At 74.7% G+C, this 18,486-nt stretch carries 15 protein-coding genes and 3 pseudogenes; 9 read left to right on the forward strand and 9 right to left on the reverse strand.

The annotated features are described in order from the left end of the window. The first annotated feature begins 165 nt into the window (after positions 1–165). Positions 166–387: a DUF2631 domain-containing protein gene (locus tag ACIQG9_RS14225; RefSeq protein ID WP_400401609.1), complete on the forward strand. Its 222-nt coding sequence runs from the start codon at positions 166–168 to the stop codon at positions 385–387. A gap of 80 nt (positions 388–467) precedes the next feature. Here the strand turns inward: ACIQG9_RS14225 and ACIQG9_RS14230 are convergent, their stop codons facing one another. From ACIQG9_RS14230 to ACIQG9_RS14265, 8 genes are all read right to left on the reverse strand, one after another. After that, on the reverse strand, positions 468–1,568 hold the full coding sequence (locus ACIQG9_RS14230; RefSeq protein ID WP_400401611.1) for a DivIVA domain-containing protein: 1,101 nt from the start codon (positions 1,566–1,568) through the stop codon (positions 468–470). A 22-nt stretch (positions 1,569–1,590) separates the two neighbouring features. Beyond that, the gene (gene rlmN, locus ACIQG9_RS14235) at positions 1,591–2,742 is read right to left on the reverse strand and encodes a 23S rRNA (adenine(2503)-C(2))-methyltransferase RlmN (protein WP_400401613.1); all 1,152 of its coding nucleotides are present in this window, start codon (positions 2,740–2,742) and stop codon (positions 1,591–1,593) included. Between the two features lie 104 nt (positions 2,743–2,846). Beyond that, positions 2,847–4,172 carry a phosphatidate cytidylyltransferase gene (locus ACIQG9_RS14240; protein ID WP_400401615.1) on the reverse strand — a complete coding sequence of 442 codons (1,326 nt, stop codon included), beginning with the start codon at positions 4,170–4,172 and terminating at the stop codon, positions 2,847–2,849. Between the two features lie 273 nt (positions 4,173–4,445). Beyond that, entirely contained in the window at positions 4,446–5,003 is a 558-nt protein-coding gene (gene frr, locus ACIQG9_RS14245) for a ribosome recycling factor (RefSeq protein ID WP_400401617.1), read from the reverse strand. An 84-nt stretch (positions 5,004–5,087) separates the two neighbouring features. After that, the gene (gene pyrH, locus ACIQG9_RS14250; RefSeq protein WP_400401619.1) at positions 5,088–5,855 is read right to left on the reverse strand and encodes a UMP kinase; all 768 of its coding nucleotides are present in this window, start codon (positions 5,853–5,855) and stop codon (positions 5,088–5,090) included. A 165-nt stretch (positions 5,856–6,020) separates the two neighbouring features. Beyond that, the gene (gene tsf / locus ACIQG9_RS14255; RefSeq protein ID WP_400401621.1) at positions 6,021–6,848 is read right to left on the reverse strand and encodes a translation elongation factor Ts; all 828 of its coding nucleotides are present in this window, start codon (positions 6,846–6,848) and stop codon (positions 6,021–6,023) included. 136 nt (positions 6,849–6,984) lie between these two features. Next, positions 6,985–7,890 carry a 30S ribosomal protein S2 gene (gene rpsB, locus ACIQG9_RS14260; protein WP_400401623.1) on the reverse strand — a complete coding sequence of 302 codons (906 nt, stop codon included), beginning with the start codon at positions 7,888–7,890 and terminating at the stop codon, positions 6,985–6,987. Positions 7,891–8,145: 255 nt separating this feature from the next. Next, positions 8,146–9,300: a hypothetical protein gene (locus ACIQG9_RS14265; RefSeq protein ID WP_400401625.1), complete on the reverse strand. Its 1,155-nt coding sequence runs from the start codon at positions 9,298–9,300 to the stop codon at positions 8,146–8,148. A 264-nt stretch (positions 9,301–9,564) separates the two neighbouring features. Between ACIQG9_RS14265 and ACIQG9_RS14270 the strand changes: the two genes are divergently transcribed. The 7 genes and pseudogenes from ACIQG9_RS14270 to ACIQG9_RS14300 all read left to right on the forward strand — a co-directional run bounded on the left by ACIQG9_RS14270 (position 9,565) and on the right by ACIQG9_RS14300 (position 16,412). Next, a complete protein-coding gene (locus ACIQG9_RS14270; protein ID WP_400401627.1) occupies positions 9,565–9,924 on the forward strand; it encodes a YraN family protein in 360 nt (119 codons plus the stop codon). A 64-nt stretch (positions 9,925–9,988) separates the two neighbouring features. Beyond that, positions 9,989–11,509 (forward strand): YifB family Mg chelatase-like AAA ATPase, encoded by a 1,521-nt coding sequence (locus ACIQG9_RS14275; RefSeq protein ID WP_400401629.1) that lies wholly within the window; start codon positions 9,989–9,991, stop codon positions 11,507–11,509. Then, positions 11,506–12,681 carry a DNA-processing protein DprA gene (locus tag ACIQG9_RS14280; RefSeq protein ID WP_400401631.1) on the forward strand — a complete coding sequence of 392 codons (1,176 nt, stop codon included), beginning with the start codon at positions 11,506–11,508 and terminating at the stop codon, positions 12,679–12,681. The genes ACIQG9_RS14275 and ACIQG9_RS14280 overlap by 4 nt, the downstream gene beginning before the upstream one ends. A gap of 80 nt (positions 12,682–12,761) precedes the next feature. Next, positions 12,762–14,090, forward strand: a complete 1,329-nt coding sequence (locus tag ACIQG9_RS14285) for a serine hydrolase domain-containing protein (RefSeq protein ID WP_400401633.1) — start codon at positions 12,762–12,764, stop codon at positions 14,088–14,090. Between the two features lie 68 nt (positions 14,091–14,158). Next, positions 14,159–14,522, forward strand: a pseudogene (locus ACIQG9_RS14290) (site-specific integrase); the annotation flags it as partial. Between the two features lie 131 nt (positions 14,523–14,653). Further along, positions 14,654–15,157 (forward strand): annotated as a pseudogene (locus tag ACIQG9_RS14295) (tyrosine-type recombinase/integrase); the annotation flags it as partial. A gap of 73 nt (positions 15,158–15,230) precedes the next feature. Next, entirely contained in the window at positions 15,231–16,412 is a 1,182-nt protein-coding gene (locus ACIQG9_RS14300; RefSeq protein WP_400401635.1) for an aminotransferase class V-fold PLP-dependent enzyme, read from the forward strand. A gap of 180 nt (positions 16,413–16,592) precedes the next feature. On the opposite strand, the pseudogene ACIQG9_RS14305 reads toward ACIQG9_RS14300, so the two are convergent. Then, positions 16,593–17,201 (reverse strand): annotated as a pseudogene (locus ACIQG9_RS14305) (murein hydrolase activator EnvC family protein); the annotation flags it as partial. Positions 17,202–17,382: 181 nt separating this feature from the next. Here ACIQG9_RS14305 and ACIQG9_RS14310 point away from each other — a divergent pair. Beyond that, positions 17,383–18,471 (forward strand): sulfite oxidase, encoded by a 1,089-nt coding sequence (locus ACIQG9_RS14310; protein ID WP_400401637.1) that lies wholly within the window; start codon positions 17,383–17,385, stop codon positions 18,469–18,471. Positions 18,472–18,486 lie beyond the last annotated feature (15 nt).

Here is an 18,486-nt window from a genome sequence, read left to right on the forward strand (position 1 = left end):
CCCGGATGCGCCGGCCGGGCCGGCGCGACGGGCCCGGCGGCGACCGGCGGGGCGGGGAGCGCGGCTCCCCCGCTCGACACCCACCATCAGGTCGGACCCCGCACCGGGCCCGGCGCGGGGCGTGCCAGACTAACCGGAGATCCGATCGCGAGGGAAGGACCGACAGTGGCAGGAAGCGAGCCGGTAACCGCGCCAGATCAGCACAAGCCCGGGCACCGCAAGGCCGGGCGGATCGGCGCGGTGCTCTCCGCGTTGGCGCTGCTGGCGATGCTGTGCGGCAACCACGAGGGCAAGGTCGAGGACATCTGGCTGATCGGCCTGGCCGTGCTGCTGCTGGCGATCGTCGTCGGCGACGCCGTGCTGCGCCGCAACGGCCTGCGCTCCTGACCGCGCCGCCCGTAACCGTGGAAGGGCCCGCCCCGGTCGGGGCGGGCCCTTCGTCGCGTCGGCCCTCGGCCGGCCACCGCTCAGCGGCCGAAGAGGATGTCCTGTACGTCCTTGAGCGCGGCGTCGACCTCGGCCTCGAAGTAGCCGCCGGGGACCAGCCCGAAGCGGAGGGTGTCCAGGTCCTTCGGGTTCACCGGCATCTGGTTGCGGCCCTGCATGCCGCCCAGCAGGCTCTCGAAGAACCGGTCGACCTGGTCCGGGTCGTAGCCGCTGCCGAACCGGCGCACCTGGAAGCTGCGGCGGATCTGGTCGACCTGGTACAGGTCGCTGCCGGGCGGGCCGGCCATCGGCGGACCCACCATCGGCGGGCCACCGACCGGCGGACCGGCCATCGGCGGGCCACCCAGCCCCGGCTGCGGCATCGGCGGCGGACCCGCCGGACCCCGGCCGCGCATGTCCCGCTCGGGCATCCGGTCCCGCTCGGGCATCCGGATCTCGGCGGTCATGTCGGTACGGCCGTGCCGGCCGGCCTCGAAACCGTCGAAGCGCTCCTCGTCCTGGCCGCCGTAGCCGCCCGGACCGGCCGGCAGGCCACGCGGCGGCGGGCCGCCGCGCCCCATCGGACCGCCCGGACCGGGCCCCATCGGGTTGCCTGGGCCGGGCCCCATCGGACCGCCCGGACCCGGTCCCATCGGGCCGCGCGGGCCGTCGTACCCGCCGCGCGGCGCGTCGTACCCGCCGGCGAAGGCGCCGGTCGGCTCGTCGTAGCGGCTGGCGTAACGGTCCGGCGGGCCGGACTGGGCCGGCATGGCGCGCGGCGGCATCGGCTGCGGCGCCGGCGACAGGCCCCGGTGGTCGTCGCGCATCGGCGGGGCGAGCCGGTCCGCCGCACGCGGGTCGACACCGCGCGGGTCAGCGCCACGGCCGCCCATCCCGGCGCGCTCCTCCAACTCGGCGAGCTGCCGCTCGACCCGGTCCAGGTGCAGGTCGACCTGCCACTCGTCATAGCCGTTGAAGCGGACCCGGAAGACCACGTCATGGACCTCCTGGGAGGCCACGGGAGCACCGACCGGCTGACCGGCGAGCGTCGCCTCGACCCGGTCGAGGAAAGCGTCGACCTCGTCGACCTTGTAGCCCCGGCGGAGCGCCTTACGCCGGAAACGCTGACCCTGACTCGCCACTATGTCTCCTGGTCTCGTACCGCTACGCCCGGTCACGCCCGCGCGGCGCGTCGCTGTCCCTGTCCGCGGCGGCAGCCAACTGCCCGCACGCACCGTCGATCTCACGCCCCCGGGTGTCGCGCACCGTAGTGGAGACGCCGGCCTCGCGCAACCTCCGGACGAACTCCCGCTCCACCGGCTTGGTACTGGCGTCCCAACGGCTACCCGGTGTCGGGTTGAGCGGGATGAGGTTGACGTGCGCCAGCTTGCCGGCCAGCAGCCGTCCGAGCAGATCGGCCCGCCAGGGCTGGTCGTTCACGTCCTTGATCATCGCGTACTCGATCGACACGCGGCGCCCCGTCGCGGCCACGTAGCCCCACGCTGCGTCCAGCACCTCGGCTACCTTCCAGCGCTGGTTGACCGGCACGAGTTCGTCGCGCAGATCATCATCGGGCGCGTGCAGCGACAGCGCAAGAGTCACCGACAGGTCTTCGCTGGCCAGTCGGCGGATGGCCGGGACCAGGCCGACCGTGGAGACGGTGATGTGCCGCTGCGACAGGCCCAGCCCCTCGGGAGCCGGGGCGACCAGCCGGCGGATCGCCGCGACCACCCGGGAGTAGTTGGCCAGCGGCTCGCCCATCCCCATGAACACGACGTGCGACAGCCGGGGCGGTGACCCGGCGACCGCCCCCGAGGCGGCCACGCCGGCGAGGTAGACCGCCTGGTCGACGATCTCGGCGGTGGACAGGTTGCGGGTCAGCCCGGCCTGGCCGGTGGCGCAGAACGGGCAGGCCATGCCGCAGCCCGCCTGGCTGGAGATGCAGACGGTGACCCGGTCCGGGTAGCCCATCAGCACGCTCTCCACCAGCGCACCGTCGTGCAGCCGCCACAGCGCCTTGCGGGTCGCGCCGTCGTCGCAGGCCAGCTCGCGGACCGAGTTGAGCAGGGTGGGCAGCAGCGCCCCGGCCAGCCGCTCCCGGGTGGCCGCCGGAAGGTCGGTCATCGCGGCCGGGTCACGGACCAGCCGGCCGAAGTAGTGCTGGGAGACCTGCTTGGCCCGGAAGGCCGGCTCGCCCAGCTCGGTGACGAGCGCCTGCCTGCCCGGCAGGTCCAGGTCGGCGAGGTGGCGGGGCGGCATCGCCGGGCGTCGGCCGGGGGCGTCGGGGTCAACGGGGATCACAGGCAGGCTCGTCATGGCTGGTCCAGTCTGTCACGCCGTTCGTCGAACTCACCCGGCCGGAGGTGCCGAATCGGCCCCCACCCGGCGGACCACGCGGACGGCGGGGGGTGATTCATCCCTCAACCCACCGCCGGTACGAGCACCGCCAGCAACAGGTAGGCGGTGGGGACGGCGAACAGGATCGAGTCCAGCCGGTCCATCAGGCCACCGTGCCCGGGCAGCAGGCTGCTCATGTCCTTCACACCGAGGTCCCGCTTGATCATCGACTCGGCCAGGTCGCCCAGCACGGCCGCGCCGGAGACGGCCACCCCGAACAGCGCGCCCCACCAGGGCGCCACGTCGAAGAGGAGCCAGAGCAGCAGCGCGCTCCCGCCGGCCGCGGCGGTGACCGAGCCGGCGAAGCCCTCCCAGGACTTCTTCGGGCTGATCCGGGGGGCCATCGGGTGCCTGCCGAAGGACACCCCGGCGGCGTAACCGCCGGTGTCGGAGAGCACCACCGCGACCACGGTGACCAGCACCCGCAGGTGGCCGTCGTCCGGGGCCGCCGCGAGCAGCGCCGCGAAGCCGCCGAGGAACGGCACGTACACCGCGATCAGGGTGGCGGCGGTGATGTCGCGCTGGAAGCCGGCCGGGCCGTCGCCCAGCCGCCAGATCATCGTGCCGAGCACGGTGACCAGCAGCCCCAGGCTCAGCGCGTCCGGCCCGGCGAACCAGGCCAGCCCGACGGTGAGCACGCCGCCGGCGAGCAGCGGCAGCAGCGGCGGGTGGGCGCCGCTGCGCCGGACCGCGCGGGTCATCTCCCAGATGCCCACGCCGATCGCGCCGGCCAGCACGGCCAGGAAGGCCGGAAGATAGAAGAAGAGCGGCACCAGGATCAGCGCGCCGAGCCCCAGCCCGACCCCGATGGCGGCCGGGAGGTTGCGGCCGGCCCGACCCGTCGACGCCTGCTGGGTGGCCGGGCGGTCGGCGCTGGCCCGCCGCCGGCCCCGCTGCCGCCGGCCGGTCGGCGGCGTCCCGGGCTCGGGCTCGGGCTGCGTGCGCACCGGCGGGAACTGCGACGTGGGCAGGTCGTCGTCCCGCACCGGGGCGAGCTGTGAGGTCGGCGCGTCGTCGTCGCGGACCGGGGGGAACTGCGCCGTCGGGGCGTCGTCCTCGCCGCCCGGGCCGCGTCCACCGACTCCGGCGCGCTGACCGTCCGGCAGCGGACGGCCCCGGACGCCGGCCGGCCGGTCGCGGCCGTAACGCTCGTCGGCGGGCACGTCGTACGGGCCGACGTCCGGCTCGTCGTGCCGGCGGGGCGGGGCCTGCGGCCCGGCGTACAGATCAGGGCCGGACTGGCGGGTCCACGGTTCGACGTCCCGCTCCGGCCAGGGCAGCGCCGGGGGACGGTCCGGTAGGTCCCAGCCGCGAGGTTCGGCTCCGCTGTAGGGGTCGAGGTGGGACATCACGCACCGAACGACGGTACGGGTTTCACCACATGACGCAAGACCAAGACCATCCCCTACAGGCGTGACTGCTCCGGTTGACCGGGCCGACGGCCGGCCGATCCCCGCCGTTCACCGTGCGGTGACCCGGGAATCCTGCCGAGCCTACTGCACCGGGCTTCCCGCCACGGCGGACGTCGCCCCGGCGGGGGCCGTACGACGGCAGCGGCACCGGCGCTCCGCCACCTCGGGTGGCGGCACACCGGTGCCGCGGCGGTACGGAAGGCGGGCCGCTCAGACCTCGAGCAGCTCCGACTCCTTGTGCTTGACCAACTCGTCGACGGTGGCGGCGTAGCGCTGGGTCAGGTCGTCGAGTTCCTTCTCGGCGCGCCGGCCGTCGTCCTCACCGACCTCGCCGTCCTTGACCAGGCGGTCCAGCTCCTCCTTGCCCTTGCGGCGGATGTTGCGCACCGCCACCTTGGCTTCCTCGCCCTTGTGCCGGGCCACCTTGATCATCTCGCGGCGGCGCTCCTCGGTCATCTGCGGCAGCAGGATGCGGAGCTGGTTGCCCTCGTTGTTCGGGTTCACGCCGAGGTCGGAGTCGCGGATCGCCTTCTCCATGGCGTTGATCTGCGAGTTGTCGTACGGCTTGATGATGACCATGCGCGGCTCGGGGACCCCGATGGACGCCATCTGGGGCAGCGGGGTGGGCGTGCCGTAGTAGTCGATGATGACCTTGGAGAACATGGCGGCGTTGGCGCGACCGGTACGGATGGCGCCGAACTCCTCCTTGGCGTGCTCGACCGCACGCTCCATCTTCTCCTCGGCCTCGAGGAGGGTGTCGTCGATCACCGGTCTCCTCGCCTCCTTCTGTTGCTCGTCGTGGGCTGAAGCTGCTCTGGTGTCGGAGGACCGCTGCGGTGGCCGGTGGGCCGCTCAGGCGGTGATCAGCGTACCGATCTTGTCGCCGCCGACGGCACGGATGATGGTGTCCTCGCCCTGGGCACCGAAGACCAGCATCGGCAACCCGTTCTCCATGCAGAGGCTGAACGCCGCCGCGTCGGCCACCCGCAGGTTGCGTTGCAGCACCTCGGAGAAGGTGATCGAGTCGAACTTGCTGGCGTCCGGATCGATCCGGGGGTCGGCGCTGTACACGCCGTCCACGCCGTTCTTGCTCATCAGCACCACGTCGGCGCGGATCTCCAGCGCCCGCTGGGCGGCCACCGTGTCGGTGGAGAAGTACGGCATCCCGGCGCCCGCGCCGAAGATCACCACGCGTCCCTTCTCCAGGTGCCGGATCGCCCGCAGCGGAATGTACGGCTCGGCGACCTGGGCCATCGTGATCGCGCTCTGCACGCGCGTCTCGATGCCCTCCTTCTCCAGGAAGTCCTGCAGGGCCAGGCAGTTCATCACCGTGCCCAGCATGCCCATGTAGTCCGCACGGGCCCGGTCCATGCCCCGCTTCTGCAACTCCGCGCCGCGGAAGAAGTTGCCGCCGCCGACCACCACGGAGACCTGCACGCCCCGGCGTACCACGGTGGCGATCTGCCGGGCGATGGCCTGCACGACGTCGGGGTCGACGCCGATCGCCCCACCGCCGAACACCTCACCGGAGAGCTTCAGCACCACCCGACGGGCCCGGCCGGGCGGCGGTGACGCCGGGTCGTCCGCCTCCAGGCTCCGGTCGTTCACAACCTGCGTCATCCGCCCCGTCCCTTCCGCGCGCACGCCGACCGCGCCGCGCCACCGCGTACCTGCCCGTTGCCGACCCTATGTGACGAGGAGGCCGCGGTGCCTGTCACGTACACCGGCGGCCTCCTCGTCGACGTTGCTTGCCCGCACCGGCGCGTCACGCGCCCGGCCGGCGGCTCAGGCCTGGCCGACCTCGAACCGCAGGAAGCGGGTGACCTCGATACCGGCCTCGGCCAGCACCTGCTTGACGGTCTTCTTGTTGTCGGCGACCGACGCCTGCTCGATCAGGACGTAGTCCTTGAAGAAGGCGTTCACCCGGCCCTCGACGATCTTCGGCAGGGCCGCCTCGGGCTTGTTCTCCTCGCGGGCGGTCTGCTCGGCGATGCGCCGCTCGGACTCGACGACGTCGGCCGGCACCTCGTCCCGGGTGAGGTACTTCGGCCGCATCGCGGCGATCTGCATGGCGGTGGCGCGGGCGTCGGCGTCGCCGGCCTCGTCGCTCTTGCCGGTGTACTCCACCAGCACGCCGACCGCCGGCGGCAGGTCCTGGCTCTTGCGGTGCAGGTAGACCGCGACGGTGCCGTCCAGCACGGCGAAGCGGTTGAGCACCAGCTTCTCGCCGATCTTGGCGGACTGCTCCTGGACCAGCTCGGCGACCGGCTTGCCGTCGATGGTGCTGGCGAGCAGCTCCTCGGTGGTGCTGACGCCGCTGCGCTCGCCGTGCTCGACGAGCTGCTGGGCCAGCTCGATGAAGGCGTCGTTCTTGGCGACGAAGTCGGTCTCGCAGTTGAGCTCCAGCAGCGCCTTGCCGGAGTGCGCGATCAGGCCGTTGGCGGCCGTCCGGCCGGCACGCTTGCCGACGTCCTTGGCACCCTTGACGCGCAGGATCTCGATGGCCTTGTCGAAGTCGCCCTCGGCCTCGGTCAGCGCCTTCTTGGAGTCCATCATGCCGGCGCCGGTCAGGTCGCGGAGCTTCTTGACGTCCGCCGCGGTGAAGTTGGACATGACTCTCTCTTCGGTGTTGGAGACTGCGGTGGGATGGTCTGAGGTGCCGGTTACCCGGAACGGGACCGGATGTGCCCGGCATACCCGCCGCGCCCCGCCGTCCGAGGCAACGGACGACGGGGACGCGACGGTGCGGTCACTCGGCGGCGACGGTCGCCGGCTGCTCGGCGGCGGGCTGCTGCTCGGCGGCGGCCGGCTGCTCGGCGGCGGCGGCGGGCTGCTCGGCGGCGGCGGGCTGCTGCTCGTCGGCCTTCTTCGGCTCCTCCAGCAGCTCGCGCTCCCACTCGGCCAGCGGCTCGTCGCTGCCGACCTGGCCCGGCTCGGGCTTCTCGTCGGTGCCGCGACGGCGGCCGGAACGGGCGATCAGACCATCGGCGACGGCGGCGGCCACCACCCGGGTCAGCAGCTCGGCCGAGCGGATCGCGTCGTCGTTGCCCGGGATCGGGAAGTCGACCTCGTCCGGGTCGCAGTTGGTGTCGAGCACCGCGATCACCGGGATGCCCAGCTTGCGGGCCTCGTCGACGGCGATGTGCTCCTTCTTGGTGTCGACCACCCAGATCGCGGCCGGGAGCTTCTGCATGTCCCGCAGACCACCGAGGGTCTTGGTGAGCTTGGTCTTCTCGCGGAAGAGCTGCAGGGTCTCCTTCTTGGTGTAACCGGCGGCGGTGCCGCTCAGGTCACCCAGCGCCTCCAGCTCCTTCATCCGCTGCAGCCGCTTGTACACCGTCTGGAAGTTGGTCAGCATGCCGCCGAGCCAGCGGTGGTTGACGTACGGCTGACCGACCCGGGTCGCCTGCTCGGCGATGGCCTCCTGGGCCTGCTTCTTGGTGCCGACGAAGAGGATGCTGCCGCCCTCGGCCACCGTGTTGCGGACGAAGTCGTACGCCTTCTCGATGTAGTCGAGGGTCTGGCGCAGGTCGATGATGTAGATACCGTTGCGCTCGGTGAAGATGAAGCGCTTCATCTTCGGGTTCCAGCGCCGGGTCTGGTGCCCGAAGTGGACACCGCTCTCCAGTAGCTGACGCATCGTCACGACGGCCATGGTGGGTACTCCTAGTTTGTCCCTGGTTGTCCCGTCCGGCCGGCGGCCGGACGCCTGGCGCCCGGTCGTCGGCCATGGCGGACCCGACCAAGATCGGGACCAGGGAGGCCGTCGCCCCACAGCGAATCGTGGAGAGGGCGCGCGAGGTCGACCGCGCGAGGCGGTCGCCAGTCGACCAGTGTACGCCCCCACCCCGTCGCCTGACCTCGGGGTGCGCACCCCGACCCTCGCCCGGGTGCGCTCCCGCCCCGGGCGTCAGCGGGCGGCGAGCGCGGCGGCGACGAAGAGGACCAGGCCCACGGTGAGGTAGGCGGTCGGCGGGCGCAGCCAGCCCCGGCTGCCGTCGGCCAGGGCCAGCCCGCCGGTACGCAGCCCGTACAGGCCGGCGGCGAAGATCGGCAGCCCGGCCACCAGGAAGGTGCCGACCACGACGTGCGACGCCGAGACCGGGTCGCCGGTCACGCCGTACAGCAGCACCCGCAGCGCCGGCGCCTCGAAGACCAGGACCAGCAGCCCCAGCAGCACCGCCAGCGCCGGCCGACGGGTGCGGTAGACGCCGTCGGAGGTCGGGCCACCCGCCCGGTACGCCCCGTCGGGGCCGGCCGCGCCGTCCAGGCGGGGCGTGATCGGGGACATCGGCCCGGTCGGCAGCTCCAGCGGGTGGGCCGACTCGGCCGGCCGGCTGGGCTCGACGATCGGGTAACCGCCCAGCGGCGCCGTCCGGACCGGTTCGGGGCGGTCGGCCCCGCCACCGGCGAGCGGACCCACACCGCCGGCGCCGAGCGTGCCGGAGTCGGCGGCGAACCGGCCGGTTCCGGTGTCGCCGAGCCGGCCGGTTCCGGTGTCGCCGACACCCCGGAGGGAGGTGCCGCCGAGCGGGCCCGCGCCGGTGTCGGCGAGTGAGCGGGCGGCACCGAGCGAGCCGGCATCCGGGTCACCGAGCCGGCCGGTTCCGGTGTCACCGAGCCGGCCGGTTCCGGTGTCGCCGACACCCCGGGGCGAGGCGCCGCCGAGCAGGTCGGCGCCGGTGTCGCCGAGCGGGCCGACGCCACTCACGCCGGCCTCCCGGGCGGCCCGCCGGCCGGAACGGTCGGTGGGCAGCTCACCGGAGACGTCCGGGTCGTCCCGTTCGGCCCGACGGGACCGGGTCGGGCGGTACCCGTCGGAGTCGCCCCGCCCGTCACCCAACGGGTCGGCGGCGTCGAAGTGCCCCGGGTCGTACCGGTTCGCGTCCGGGTACCGGCTCTCCTCCGCGCCCCGCTGGTCGGGGGTGCGGAAGTCCTCGTCGCGCCGGCGGGATCCACCCGTCGGCCGCCAGTCCGACTCGTCGTACGCGCGCTCCCGACCGGCCGGGTACCAGCGTGACTCCTGCTCTTCGGGGTAGCTCCGTCGTGCGTCCACGTCCGGCACCGTATGCGACCGGCCCGTCCCGCGCCATTCGCCGGCTGACCGGCCCGGGGTCACCGGGACGGCCGGATCGGATCACCGGACCCGCACCCGGGGCGGGGAGCGGCGTCACCGGAGGGCGGCCGGCCGGCGCGCGGGGTGCGGTCGGGCCCGGATCCATAGCACGGCGTACCCGTGATCGTCCGGTCGTCCACAGGGCGCTCCGTCGTCCACAGCCGGCCCGCCGGAGGCGACGTTCACCCGGCCGCCGGCGGCACCGTGGTCGACATGACGAAGCGGAACCAGGCGGTCGGCGCGTACGGCGAACGGTGCGCCGTACGGCACCTGATCGGGGCGGGGCTGCGCCCGGTGGCCCGCAACTGGCGCTGCCGGGAGGGCGAGATCGACGTCATCGCCTGGGACGGCCCGGTGCTCGCCTTCTGCGAGGTGAAGACCCGCCGCACCGACGCCTACGGCAGCCCGGCCGAGGCGGTCGTCCCGGCCAAGGCCCGACGGCTGCGCGGGCTCGCCGCCCGCTGGCTGGCCGAGACCGGGACCACCGCCGACGAGGTGCGCTTCGACGTGCTGTCGGTGCGGCTGCCGACCGCCGGTCCGGCCCGGGTCGAGCACGTCAAGGGGGCGTTCTGATGGCCCGCCGGCGCTGCCCGGGCGGGCCGACCGGGGCCGCCGGACGGCGGGCGGGGGTGCTGCCGTGAGCTACGCCAAGGTGCTCAGCGTCGGGCTGGTCGGGGTCACCGGCCACCTGGTCGAGGTGGAGGCCGACCTGTCCCCCGGGCTGCCGGCGGTGGTCATCTCCGGGCTGCCGGACACCGCACTGCACGAGGCACGGGACCGGGTCCGGGCGGCCGTGGTCAACTCGGGCCAGCGCTGGCCGAACCGGCGGATCACCCTCAACCTGCTCCCCGCGACGATGCCCAAGTACGGCTCGGCGTTCGACCTGGCCATCGCGGTGGCGCTACTCGGTGCCGCCGGGGAGCTGCCGCTGCTGCCGATGGAGCAGGTGGTGGTCCTGGGCGAGCTGGGGCTCGACGGCACCGTCCGGCCGGTCCGGGGCGTCCTGCCGATGGTCACCGCCGCCGCCCAGGCCGGGCTGGACCGGGTGGTCGTCCCGGTGGGCAACGCCGCCGAGGCGGCGGTGATCCCCGGCATCCGGGTCCGCGCCGTCGACACCCTGCACCGGCTCGTCGCCTACGTCCGGGACGGGACCGCCCTGCTGGACCCACCGGTCGCCACCTCCCCCGGGGCGAGTCCCGGGCCGGATCTCGCCGACGTCGCCGGGCAGGGGCTGGGCCGGCGGGCGCTGGAGGTGGCGGCGGCCGGCGGGCACCACCTCGCCCTGGTGGGGCCGCCCGGTGCCGGCAAGACCATGCTCGCCGAACGACTCCCGTCGATCCTTCCGGAACTCGACGACGACGCCGCACTGGAGGTCACCGCGTTGCACTCGATCGCCGGTACGCTGCCGCCCGACGGGCGGCTGCTGCGCCGCCCGCCGTTCCAGGCCCCGCACCATTCCGCCACCGTGCCGTCGCTGGTCGGTGGCGGCTCGGGGCTGGCCCGGCCCGGCGCGGTGTCGCTGGCCCACCGGGGCGTCCTCTTCCTGGACGAGGCCGCCGAGTTCAGCAAGGGCGCTCTGGAAGCGCTGCGGCAGCCGCTGGAGAGCGGCCACATCCATCTCACCCGGGCCCGGGGCGGCACCCGGTACCCGGCCCGGGTGCAGTTGGTCCTGGCGGCCAACCCCTGCCCCTGCGCGCGACCGGCGGGCGACGCGCACTGCGACTGCACCCCGCTCGCCCGGCGACGCTATCTGGGCCGGCTCTCCGGTCCGCTGCTGGACCGGATCGACCTACAGGTCCAGGTCCTGCCGGTACGGGCCGCGGAGTTGATGGGGGTCGACGCCGACGGCGAGCCGTCGGCGGTGGTCGCCGCCCGGGTGGCGGCGGCCAGGACGGCAGCCGCCGCCCGGTGGGCACCGGTCGGGCACCGGCTCAACGCCGAGGTGTCCGGCCCGCTGCTCCGCCGCCCACCGTGGCGGCTCGCCGCCACCGACACCGAGGAACTGCGGGGCCGGCTCGACCGGGGTTCGCTCTCCGCTCGCGGCTTCGACCGGATCATCCGGCTGGCCTGGACGATCGCCGACCTCGACGGCCGGGCCCGGCCGGACCGGGAGGACGTCCGGGAGGCCATCGGGCTCAGGACGGGGGAGGTCGCGTGAACGCCACCGAGGACCTGCTCGCGCGGGTGGCGCTGACCTGGCTGACCGAGCCGGGCACCTGGTCGGTGCACCGGCTGGTGGACCGGCTGGGCCCGCCCGCCACGCTGGACCTGCTGCTGGGCGGGGGCGCACCCGACGAGCGGCTGGCCGCGACGGTGGCGGCCCGGCTGCACGCGGGTGACCCCCGGGCGGCGGCGTCGGAGGCAGTCACGCGGACCGACCGGCTCGGAGCCCGGATCGTCACGCCGGGCGACGAGGAGTGGCCGGTCCGGCTGGGCGACCTGAGCCGGCTCGTGCTGCCGGGGGCGAGCCGGAAGGTCGATCTGGAGACCGCGCCGCCACTGTGCATCTGGGTACGCGGTGGCTGGCCGCTGGCCGACGTGCTGGACCGGTCGGTCGCGGTGGTCGGTGCCCGGGCCGCCACCGGGTACGGGCTGCACGTCGCCACCGACATCGGGTACGGGCTGGCCGACCGGGACTGGACGGTGGTCTCCGGTGGCGCGTTCGGCATCGACGCCGCCGCCCACCGGGGCGCGCTGAACGCCGGCGGCGTGACGGTGTCCGTGCTCGCCTGCGGGTTGGACCGGCCCTACCCGATGGGCAACGCCGCCCTCTTCGACCGGATCGCCGAGACCGGGTTGCTGGTCAGCGAGTGGCTGCCCGGTGCCGAGCCGCTCCGACCCCGGTTCCTGATCCGCAACCGGGTGATCGCCGCCGGCACCCGGGGCAGCGTGCTGGTGGAGGCGGCGGCGCGCAGCGGCGCGACGCAGACCATGCACCGGGCGGTGGCGATGGGGCGGCCGGCGATGGTGGTTCCCGGCCCGGTCACCTCGGCCATGTCGGTCGGCGCGCACGAACTGCTCCGGGAGCAGCGGGACGCCCGACTCGTCACCGGGGTCGCGCACGTGTTGGAGGAGGTCGGGCGGATCGGGACCGACCTGGCGCCACCCGCCCGGGGCCCGGACCGCCCGACGGACACCCTGGACGACGAGGCCACCATGCTGCGCGAGTCGATGCCCCGGCGCGGGACGATCGGAGCGGACGCCCTGGCCGCCCGAGCCGGCGTACCGGTCCGGACGGCGCTGCGCAAGCTCGCCCTGCTGGAGGAGTTGGGCCTGGTGACCCGGCGCGACGCCGGCTACGCCCTCGCCCCACCGCCCGGCCAGCGGTGACGGGTGTTCCTCAGCACCGACCCCCGGTCGGCCGCGCGCGCCGCTGGTCTTGCGCGGGATGGGATGGGACGATCCATCGCGTGTCGATTCACCGCCGCTCATTCCTCGGCCTCGGATTCGCTACCGCCATCGGCCTGACCGGCTGCCAGCAGAGTCCCGCCGGCGGGCAGACCGGATCCTGGCAGGCGCCCTCCGGTCCGGAGGGCAGTGGTCAGGGCGGCGCGGCAGCCGTCGGGACGGGAACCGGTTCGGCTCGGGGCCGCACCCCCACCACCGCGGCGAAACCGAGGCCGCTGGCCGGCGTGCTCCAGCGGTACCTCCAGCCGACCACCGAGAACCCGCAGCACCCCACGTACGCGGGCGCGGTGGCCCTGGCGCTGACCGACGGTGAGCCGACCGACCACCTCGCGGTGGGGGAAGCCCTGCGGTACGCCGCGGGTCCGGTGCTGCTCGCGGCCGAGAAGCGGGTCGCCATGCGACCCGACTCGATCTTCGACCTGGCCTCGCTCACCAAGGTCTACACCTCGATCCTCGCGTTGCAGCAGGTCGACAAGGGTCGGCTCGACCTCGACGCGCCGGTGGTCCGCTACCTCCCCGAGTTCACCGGCACCGGCAAGTCCGCCGTCACCGTGGCGATGCTGCTGGCCCACACCAGCGGCCTACCGGTCGGCGCGAAGGTGACCGGCTACACCACGATGGCCGAGCGGTGGCGCGCGGTACTGACCACGCCGCTGGTCGCCGGAGCCGTGCCGGGCCGGGTGTTCCGCTACTCCAGCGTCGGCCTGATGGTCATCGGCAGGCTCGTCGAGAAGGTCACCGGGCAGAGCCTCGACCGGGCCCTGAAGACCGGCCTGACCGAGCCGCTGGGGCTGCGGTACACGGGCTTCAACCCGAACACCTGGCTCAGTACGACCGACCGGGCCAACCGCCTGGTCGCCACCGACGCCCGCTCCTCCCGGGGGCTGCTGCGGGGCGTGGTGCACGACGACGTGGCCAACCACCTCGGCGGCATCGCCGGACACGCGGGCATCTTCAGCACCGCCGAGGAGGTCGCGGTCATCGGGCAGTTGCTGCTCGATGGCGGCACGTACGGCGGGAAGCGGGTTCTCGCCGAGAGCACCGTCGCCCGGATGCTGCGCAACGCCAACTCCGGGCTACCCGCGGTCGACCCGGACCGGCCCGGACGCACCTCCGACCACGGCCTCGGTGTGGTACTCAACCAGCCCTGGTTCATGGGCAGGCTGGCCCGGCCCACCACCTTCGGGCACACCGGTTTCACCGGCACCTCGTTCCTGGTCGACGCCGACCGGCGCCGGGTGCTGGTCCTGCTCACCAACCGGGCGCACCCGAACTGGAGCTGGGCGGACCCGGACCCGGCCCGGGTCGCCGTGGCGAACACCTTCGCCTAGCCGGCGCAGCCACCGTGAGCCGGCGCGGCCCGGGTACCCGGGTCACCCACCAGGCCCTGCCACCGGCGATGCGGACGGCGGTGGACGAGTTCGCCACCCACCTCGCCCAGGTGCGCGACCGGTCCGCGCACACCGTCCGGGCGTACGTCGCCGACGTGGTCGCCCTGCTCGACCACGCGGTCCGGATGGGCTGCGCCGACCCCGCCGAGGTGGACCTCACCGTGCTGCGTAGCTGGCTGGCGAAGCAGCGGACGACGGGTGCCGCGCGCAGTTCCTCGGCACGCCGCGCCGCGGCGGCGCGTACCTTCAGCGCCTGGGCGCACCGGGCGGGGGTGCTGCCGACCGACGTGGCCGCCCCGCTGGCCACCCCGAAGGCGCGCCGGGAACTGCCCACGGTGCTCCGCGCCGACCAGGCGGCGGCGCTCGTCGAAGCACCGGACACGGTGGGTGTCCACGGGCCGGCCGGCCTCACGGCCAGTACGTCGAGGCGGGAGCGGTCCGGGACGGCGGGCGGGCCACCGGATCGGGGCGACGAGCCCTCGGCGGGCACCGTGCCGGCCGAGCCGATCCTGCTGCGGGACCGGGCCCTGCTCGAACTGCTCTACGCCACCGGAGCGCGGATCAGCGAGGTCTGCGGGGTGGACACCACCGACGTCGACCCGGGCCGCCGGGTGATCCGGGTCCTCGGCAAGGGCAACCGGGAACGCTCCGTCCCGTACGGACTGCCGGCGCAGCGGGCGCTCGACCGGTGGCTGGAGCTCGGCCGACCGGCGCTGGCGGTCCCGGGCTCCGGTCGGGCGCTGCTCCTCGGTGCCAGGGGCGGACGGCTCCACCCGACCACGGCCCGGCGGATCGTCGCCGGCTACGCCCGCGCCGCCGGGCTGCCCCCGACCAGCCCGCACGGGCTGCGCCACTCGGCAGCCACCCACCTGCTGGAGGGCGGTGCCGACCTGCGGGCGGTGCAGGAGCTGTTGGGCCACTCCTCGCTGGCGAGCACCCAGATCTACACCCACGTGTCGGTGGAACGGCTACGGGCCGCCTACCGCCAGGCCCATCCCCGGGCCTGAGCCGGGCCCACGCCGGCGATCGGGAGGCCGGTGATCGGGAGGCCGGTGATCGTCTGCGGGCTACCATCACCGGATGAGCGTCCCGCAGCCGCCCGAGCCGATCCCCGGGGCCCGACTGCTCTTCTCCCTCGACCCCTCGGTCAGCCATCTCAACCACGGCTCGTTCGGCGCGGTGCCGATCGGCGTGCAGCGGGTGCAGCAGCGCCTACGTGACGAGATGGAGGCCAATCCGCTGCGCTTCCTCGGTACCGGGCTGGTCGACCGGATCACCCACGTCCGGCGGCACCTGGCCGCGTTCCTCGGTGCCGACCCCGACGGCACCGCGCTGGTCGGCAACGCCACCACGGGCGTGGCGGTGGTCCTCCAGTCGCTCGGCCTGGGTGCCGGCGACGAGGTGCTCAGCACCGACCACGGGTACGGCGCGGTCGCCCTCTCCATCGCCCGGGAGTGCCGGCGCACCGGCGCGTCCGCCCGCACCCTGCACCTGCCGCTGGCCGCCACCGACGAGCAGCTCGTGGAGATCGTCCGCGCCGGGCTGCGCCCCGGACGGACCCGGCTGCTGGTCGTCGACCAGCTCACCTCGGCCACCGCCCGGCTGCTGCCGGTCGCCGCGCTCGCCCGGGTGGCCCGCGAGCACGGCATCCCCGTCCTGGTGGACGCCGCGCACGCGCCGGGGATGCTGCCGGTGCAGGTCGGCGCGCTGGGCGCCGACTTCTGGGTGGGCAACCTGCACAAGTGGGGGTACGCCCCGCGCGGCACCGCCGTGCTGGTGGTCGCCCCACCGTGGCGGTCCCGGATGGAGCCGCTGGTGGTCTCCTGGGAGCAGGCGGCGGGCTTCCCCGGCAACGTCGAGTGGCAGGCGACCCTCGACTACACCGGCTGGCTGAGCGCCCCGGCCGGGCTCTACACGCTGCGCAGCCTCGGGGTCGACCGGGTGCGGGCGCACAACGCCGCGCTGGCCGCGTACGGGCAGCGGGTGGTCGGGGACGCCCTCGGGGTGGCGCCGGCCGACCTGCCGGACCCGGGCGGACCGGCGGTGTCGATGCGGATCGTGCCGCTCCCCCCGGGGATCGGCGGCACGCTGGACGAGGCCCGGGCGTTGCGCGCCCGGATCGCCGAGCGGCTGGCCATCGAGGTGGCGGTGATGACGTGGAACGGGCACGGCTGGCTACGGCTCTGTGGACAGGTCTACAACACCCCCGACGAGTACGAGCGGTTGGCCGTCCGGTTGCCGCCGCTGCTGGCCCGGGGCTGATCGGGTGCCGCCGGTGCGCTGACCGCACCGGCAGGCGGCCCACCCCGCACGCCGCTCCACGCCGTCCGGCGCGGCGGCGGGGACGCCGACCGGCCAGGCGGCGGGGACGCCGACCGGCTCCCGGGCGGGGACGCCGACCGGCCAGGTGGTGACGGTCTCCGAGGCGGCGGGAAGCGACGTCGGCAGCAGCCGGACCGGCCCGAGCCCGAGCAGGGCCAGCGGGTCGAGGTATTCCGCGCCCCGGCGCAGCCCCCAGTGCAGGCAGTCCCCGGCGGGCCGCCGAGGTGCGGGGCGCTGCGGGGCGGTGGGGCAGCCCGGATGACCGGCCAGCAGGACGCCCAACGGTGCGCCCGCCGCGACGACATCGCCAGGGTGGACGTCGGGGTGGACCGGCTCGTAGGTGGTCCGCAGGCCCGCCGGGTGGCCGACGGTGACCACCGGTCGGCCCGCGACCAGGCCGGCGAAGAGCACCGTGCCGGCCCCGGCGGCGCGGACGGTGGCACCGGGCTCGCCGGCCAGGTCCACGCCTCGGTGGCCGGGCAGCCAGGGCTGTGGCGGCGGGTTGAACCGGCGGACCGGCCGGGGCGTGCCGTCGAGCGGCCAGCGGAACACCGGGCCCGGCGTGGCCCGCGCCGGTGTCGACGGTGGTGGGGAGGCCGACGCGGGCACCCACCCGGGGATCCACGGCGAGCCGAACATGATGACGACGGCGCCGAGGGCCGCCGCGTGCCGTAATCGTGTCCGCATGGTCGCAGCATGCCGAGACCGGCGGGCCACCGCCACGGACATGCTGTCCGCTGTGGACGGCGGGCGGCCCTGTGGACAACGCCCGGCCGGCCCGCCGATCTGCTAGGTGGGGCTCGCCGCCGGGGCGGCACCGGGCCCGCCTAGACCGGTCGCCCACCGGTCTAGGCTGGGGCCACGCACACCGAGGCACAGACCGGGGGCCGTGATGAGCACCGTGCACGACGTGAGCCGACCGTCGCGGGTCGCCGATCCGGACGAGGGGATCAGCCCGGAGGAGCTTCAGCTCGCCGCCCGCAACCACGGCATACCGCTCGAAGCGCTGCGCTACGACGTCACCCCCGCCGGCCTGCACTACCTGCTCATCCACTACGACATCCCGGATCTCGACCCGGCCGGCCACGCGCTGACCGTGGAAGGCGCGGTGCGCCGGCCGCTCCGGCTCGGTCTGGCCGAGCTGCGGGAGCGTCCCCGGGTCACCCGCCGGGTGACGCTGGAGTGCGCCGGCAACGGTCGGGCCCTGCTGCATCCGCGCCCGGTCAGCCAGCCCTGGCTGGTGGAGGCGGTCGGCAACGCCGAGTGGACCGGCACCCCGCTGGCCCCGCTGCTGCGCGAGGCCGGGATCGCGCCGGACGCGGTGGACGTGGTATTCACCGGCGCCGACCACGGCGTGGAGCGCGGCGTCGAGCAGGACTACCAGCGGGCCCTGCCGGTCGCCGACGCGCTCCGCGAGGAGGTGCTGCTGGCGTACGAGATGAACGGCGCTCCCCTGCTGCCGCAGCACGGCGCGCCGCTGCGGCTGATCGTCCCCGGCTGGTACGGCATGGCGCACGTCAAGTGGCTGCGCTCGATCACGGTGCTGACCGGGGAGTTCGACGGCTACCAGAACGCGGTGGCCTACCGGCTGCGGCGGGAAGCCGACGACCCGGGCGAGCCGGTGACCCGGATCGAGCCGCGGGCCCTGGTCCGCCCGCCGGGCTTTCCCGACTTCATGTCCCGTACCCGGGTGCTGCGGCCGGGTCCGTGCACGGTGGACGGACGGGCCTGGTCGGGACACGCGCCGGTGGTGGCGGTGGAGGTGACCACGGACGGCGGAACGAGCTGGGCACCGGCCACCCTGGACCCGCCGAGCGGCGGCGAGTGGTCCTGGCGGCGCTGGCGGTACGAGTGGGCCCCGGAGCCGGGCCGGTACGCGCTGGGCGCCCGCGCCACCGACGGGTCGGGGCGCACCCAGCCGGTCGAACAGCCGTGGAACCGGGGTGGCTTCGCCAACAACCTGGTCCAGCGGGTCGGCGTGGTGGTTGTCGCGGAGTGAGGTGCCCGGGTCGGG

Source organism: Micromonospora sp. NPDC092111, from assembly GCF_044755745.1.
In the GTDB taxonomy this organism is placed as follows: domain Bacteria; phylum Actinomycetota; class Actinomycetes; order Mycobacteriales; family Micromonosporaceae; genus Micromonospora.

Excerpts from the sequence above, each read along its gene's own strand:
- ACIQG9_RS14300 (WP_400401635.1), top strand. The coding sequence starts at position 15,231 with ATGAGCGTCCCGCAGCCGCCCGAGCCGATCCCCGGGGCCCGACTGCTC.
- rlmN (WP_400401613.1), bottom strand. The coding sequence starts at position 2,742 with ATGACGAGCCTGCCTGTGATCCCCGTTGACCCCGACGCCCCCGGCCGA.
- pyrH (WP_400401619.1), bottom strand. The coding sequence starts at position 5,855 with ATGACGCAGGTTGTGAACGACCGGAGCCTGGAGGCGGACGACCCGGCG.
- tsf (WP_400401621.1), bottom strand. The coding sequence starts at position 6,848 with ATGTCCAACTTCACCGCGGCGGACGTCAAGAAGCTCCGCGACCTGACC.
- ACIQG9_RS14270 (WP_400401627.1), top strand. The coding sequence starts at position 9,565 with ATGACGAAGCGGAACCAGGCGGTCGGCGCGTACGGCGAACGGTGCGCC.
- rpsB (WP_400401623.1), bottom strand. The coding sequence starts at position 7,890 with ATGGCCGTCGTGACGATGCGTCAGCTACTGGAGAGCGGTGTCCACTTC.
- ACIQG9_RS14240 (WP_400401615.1), bottom strand. The coding sequence starts at position 4,172 with ATGTCCCACCTCGACCCCTACAGCGGAGCCGAACCTCGCGGCTGGGAC.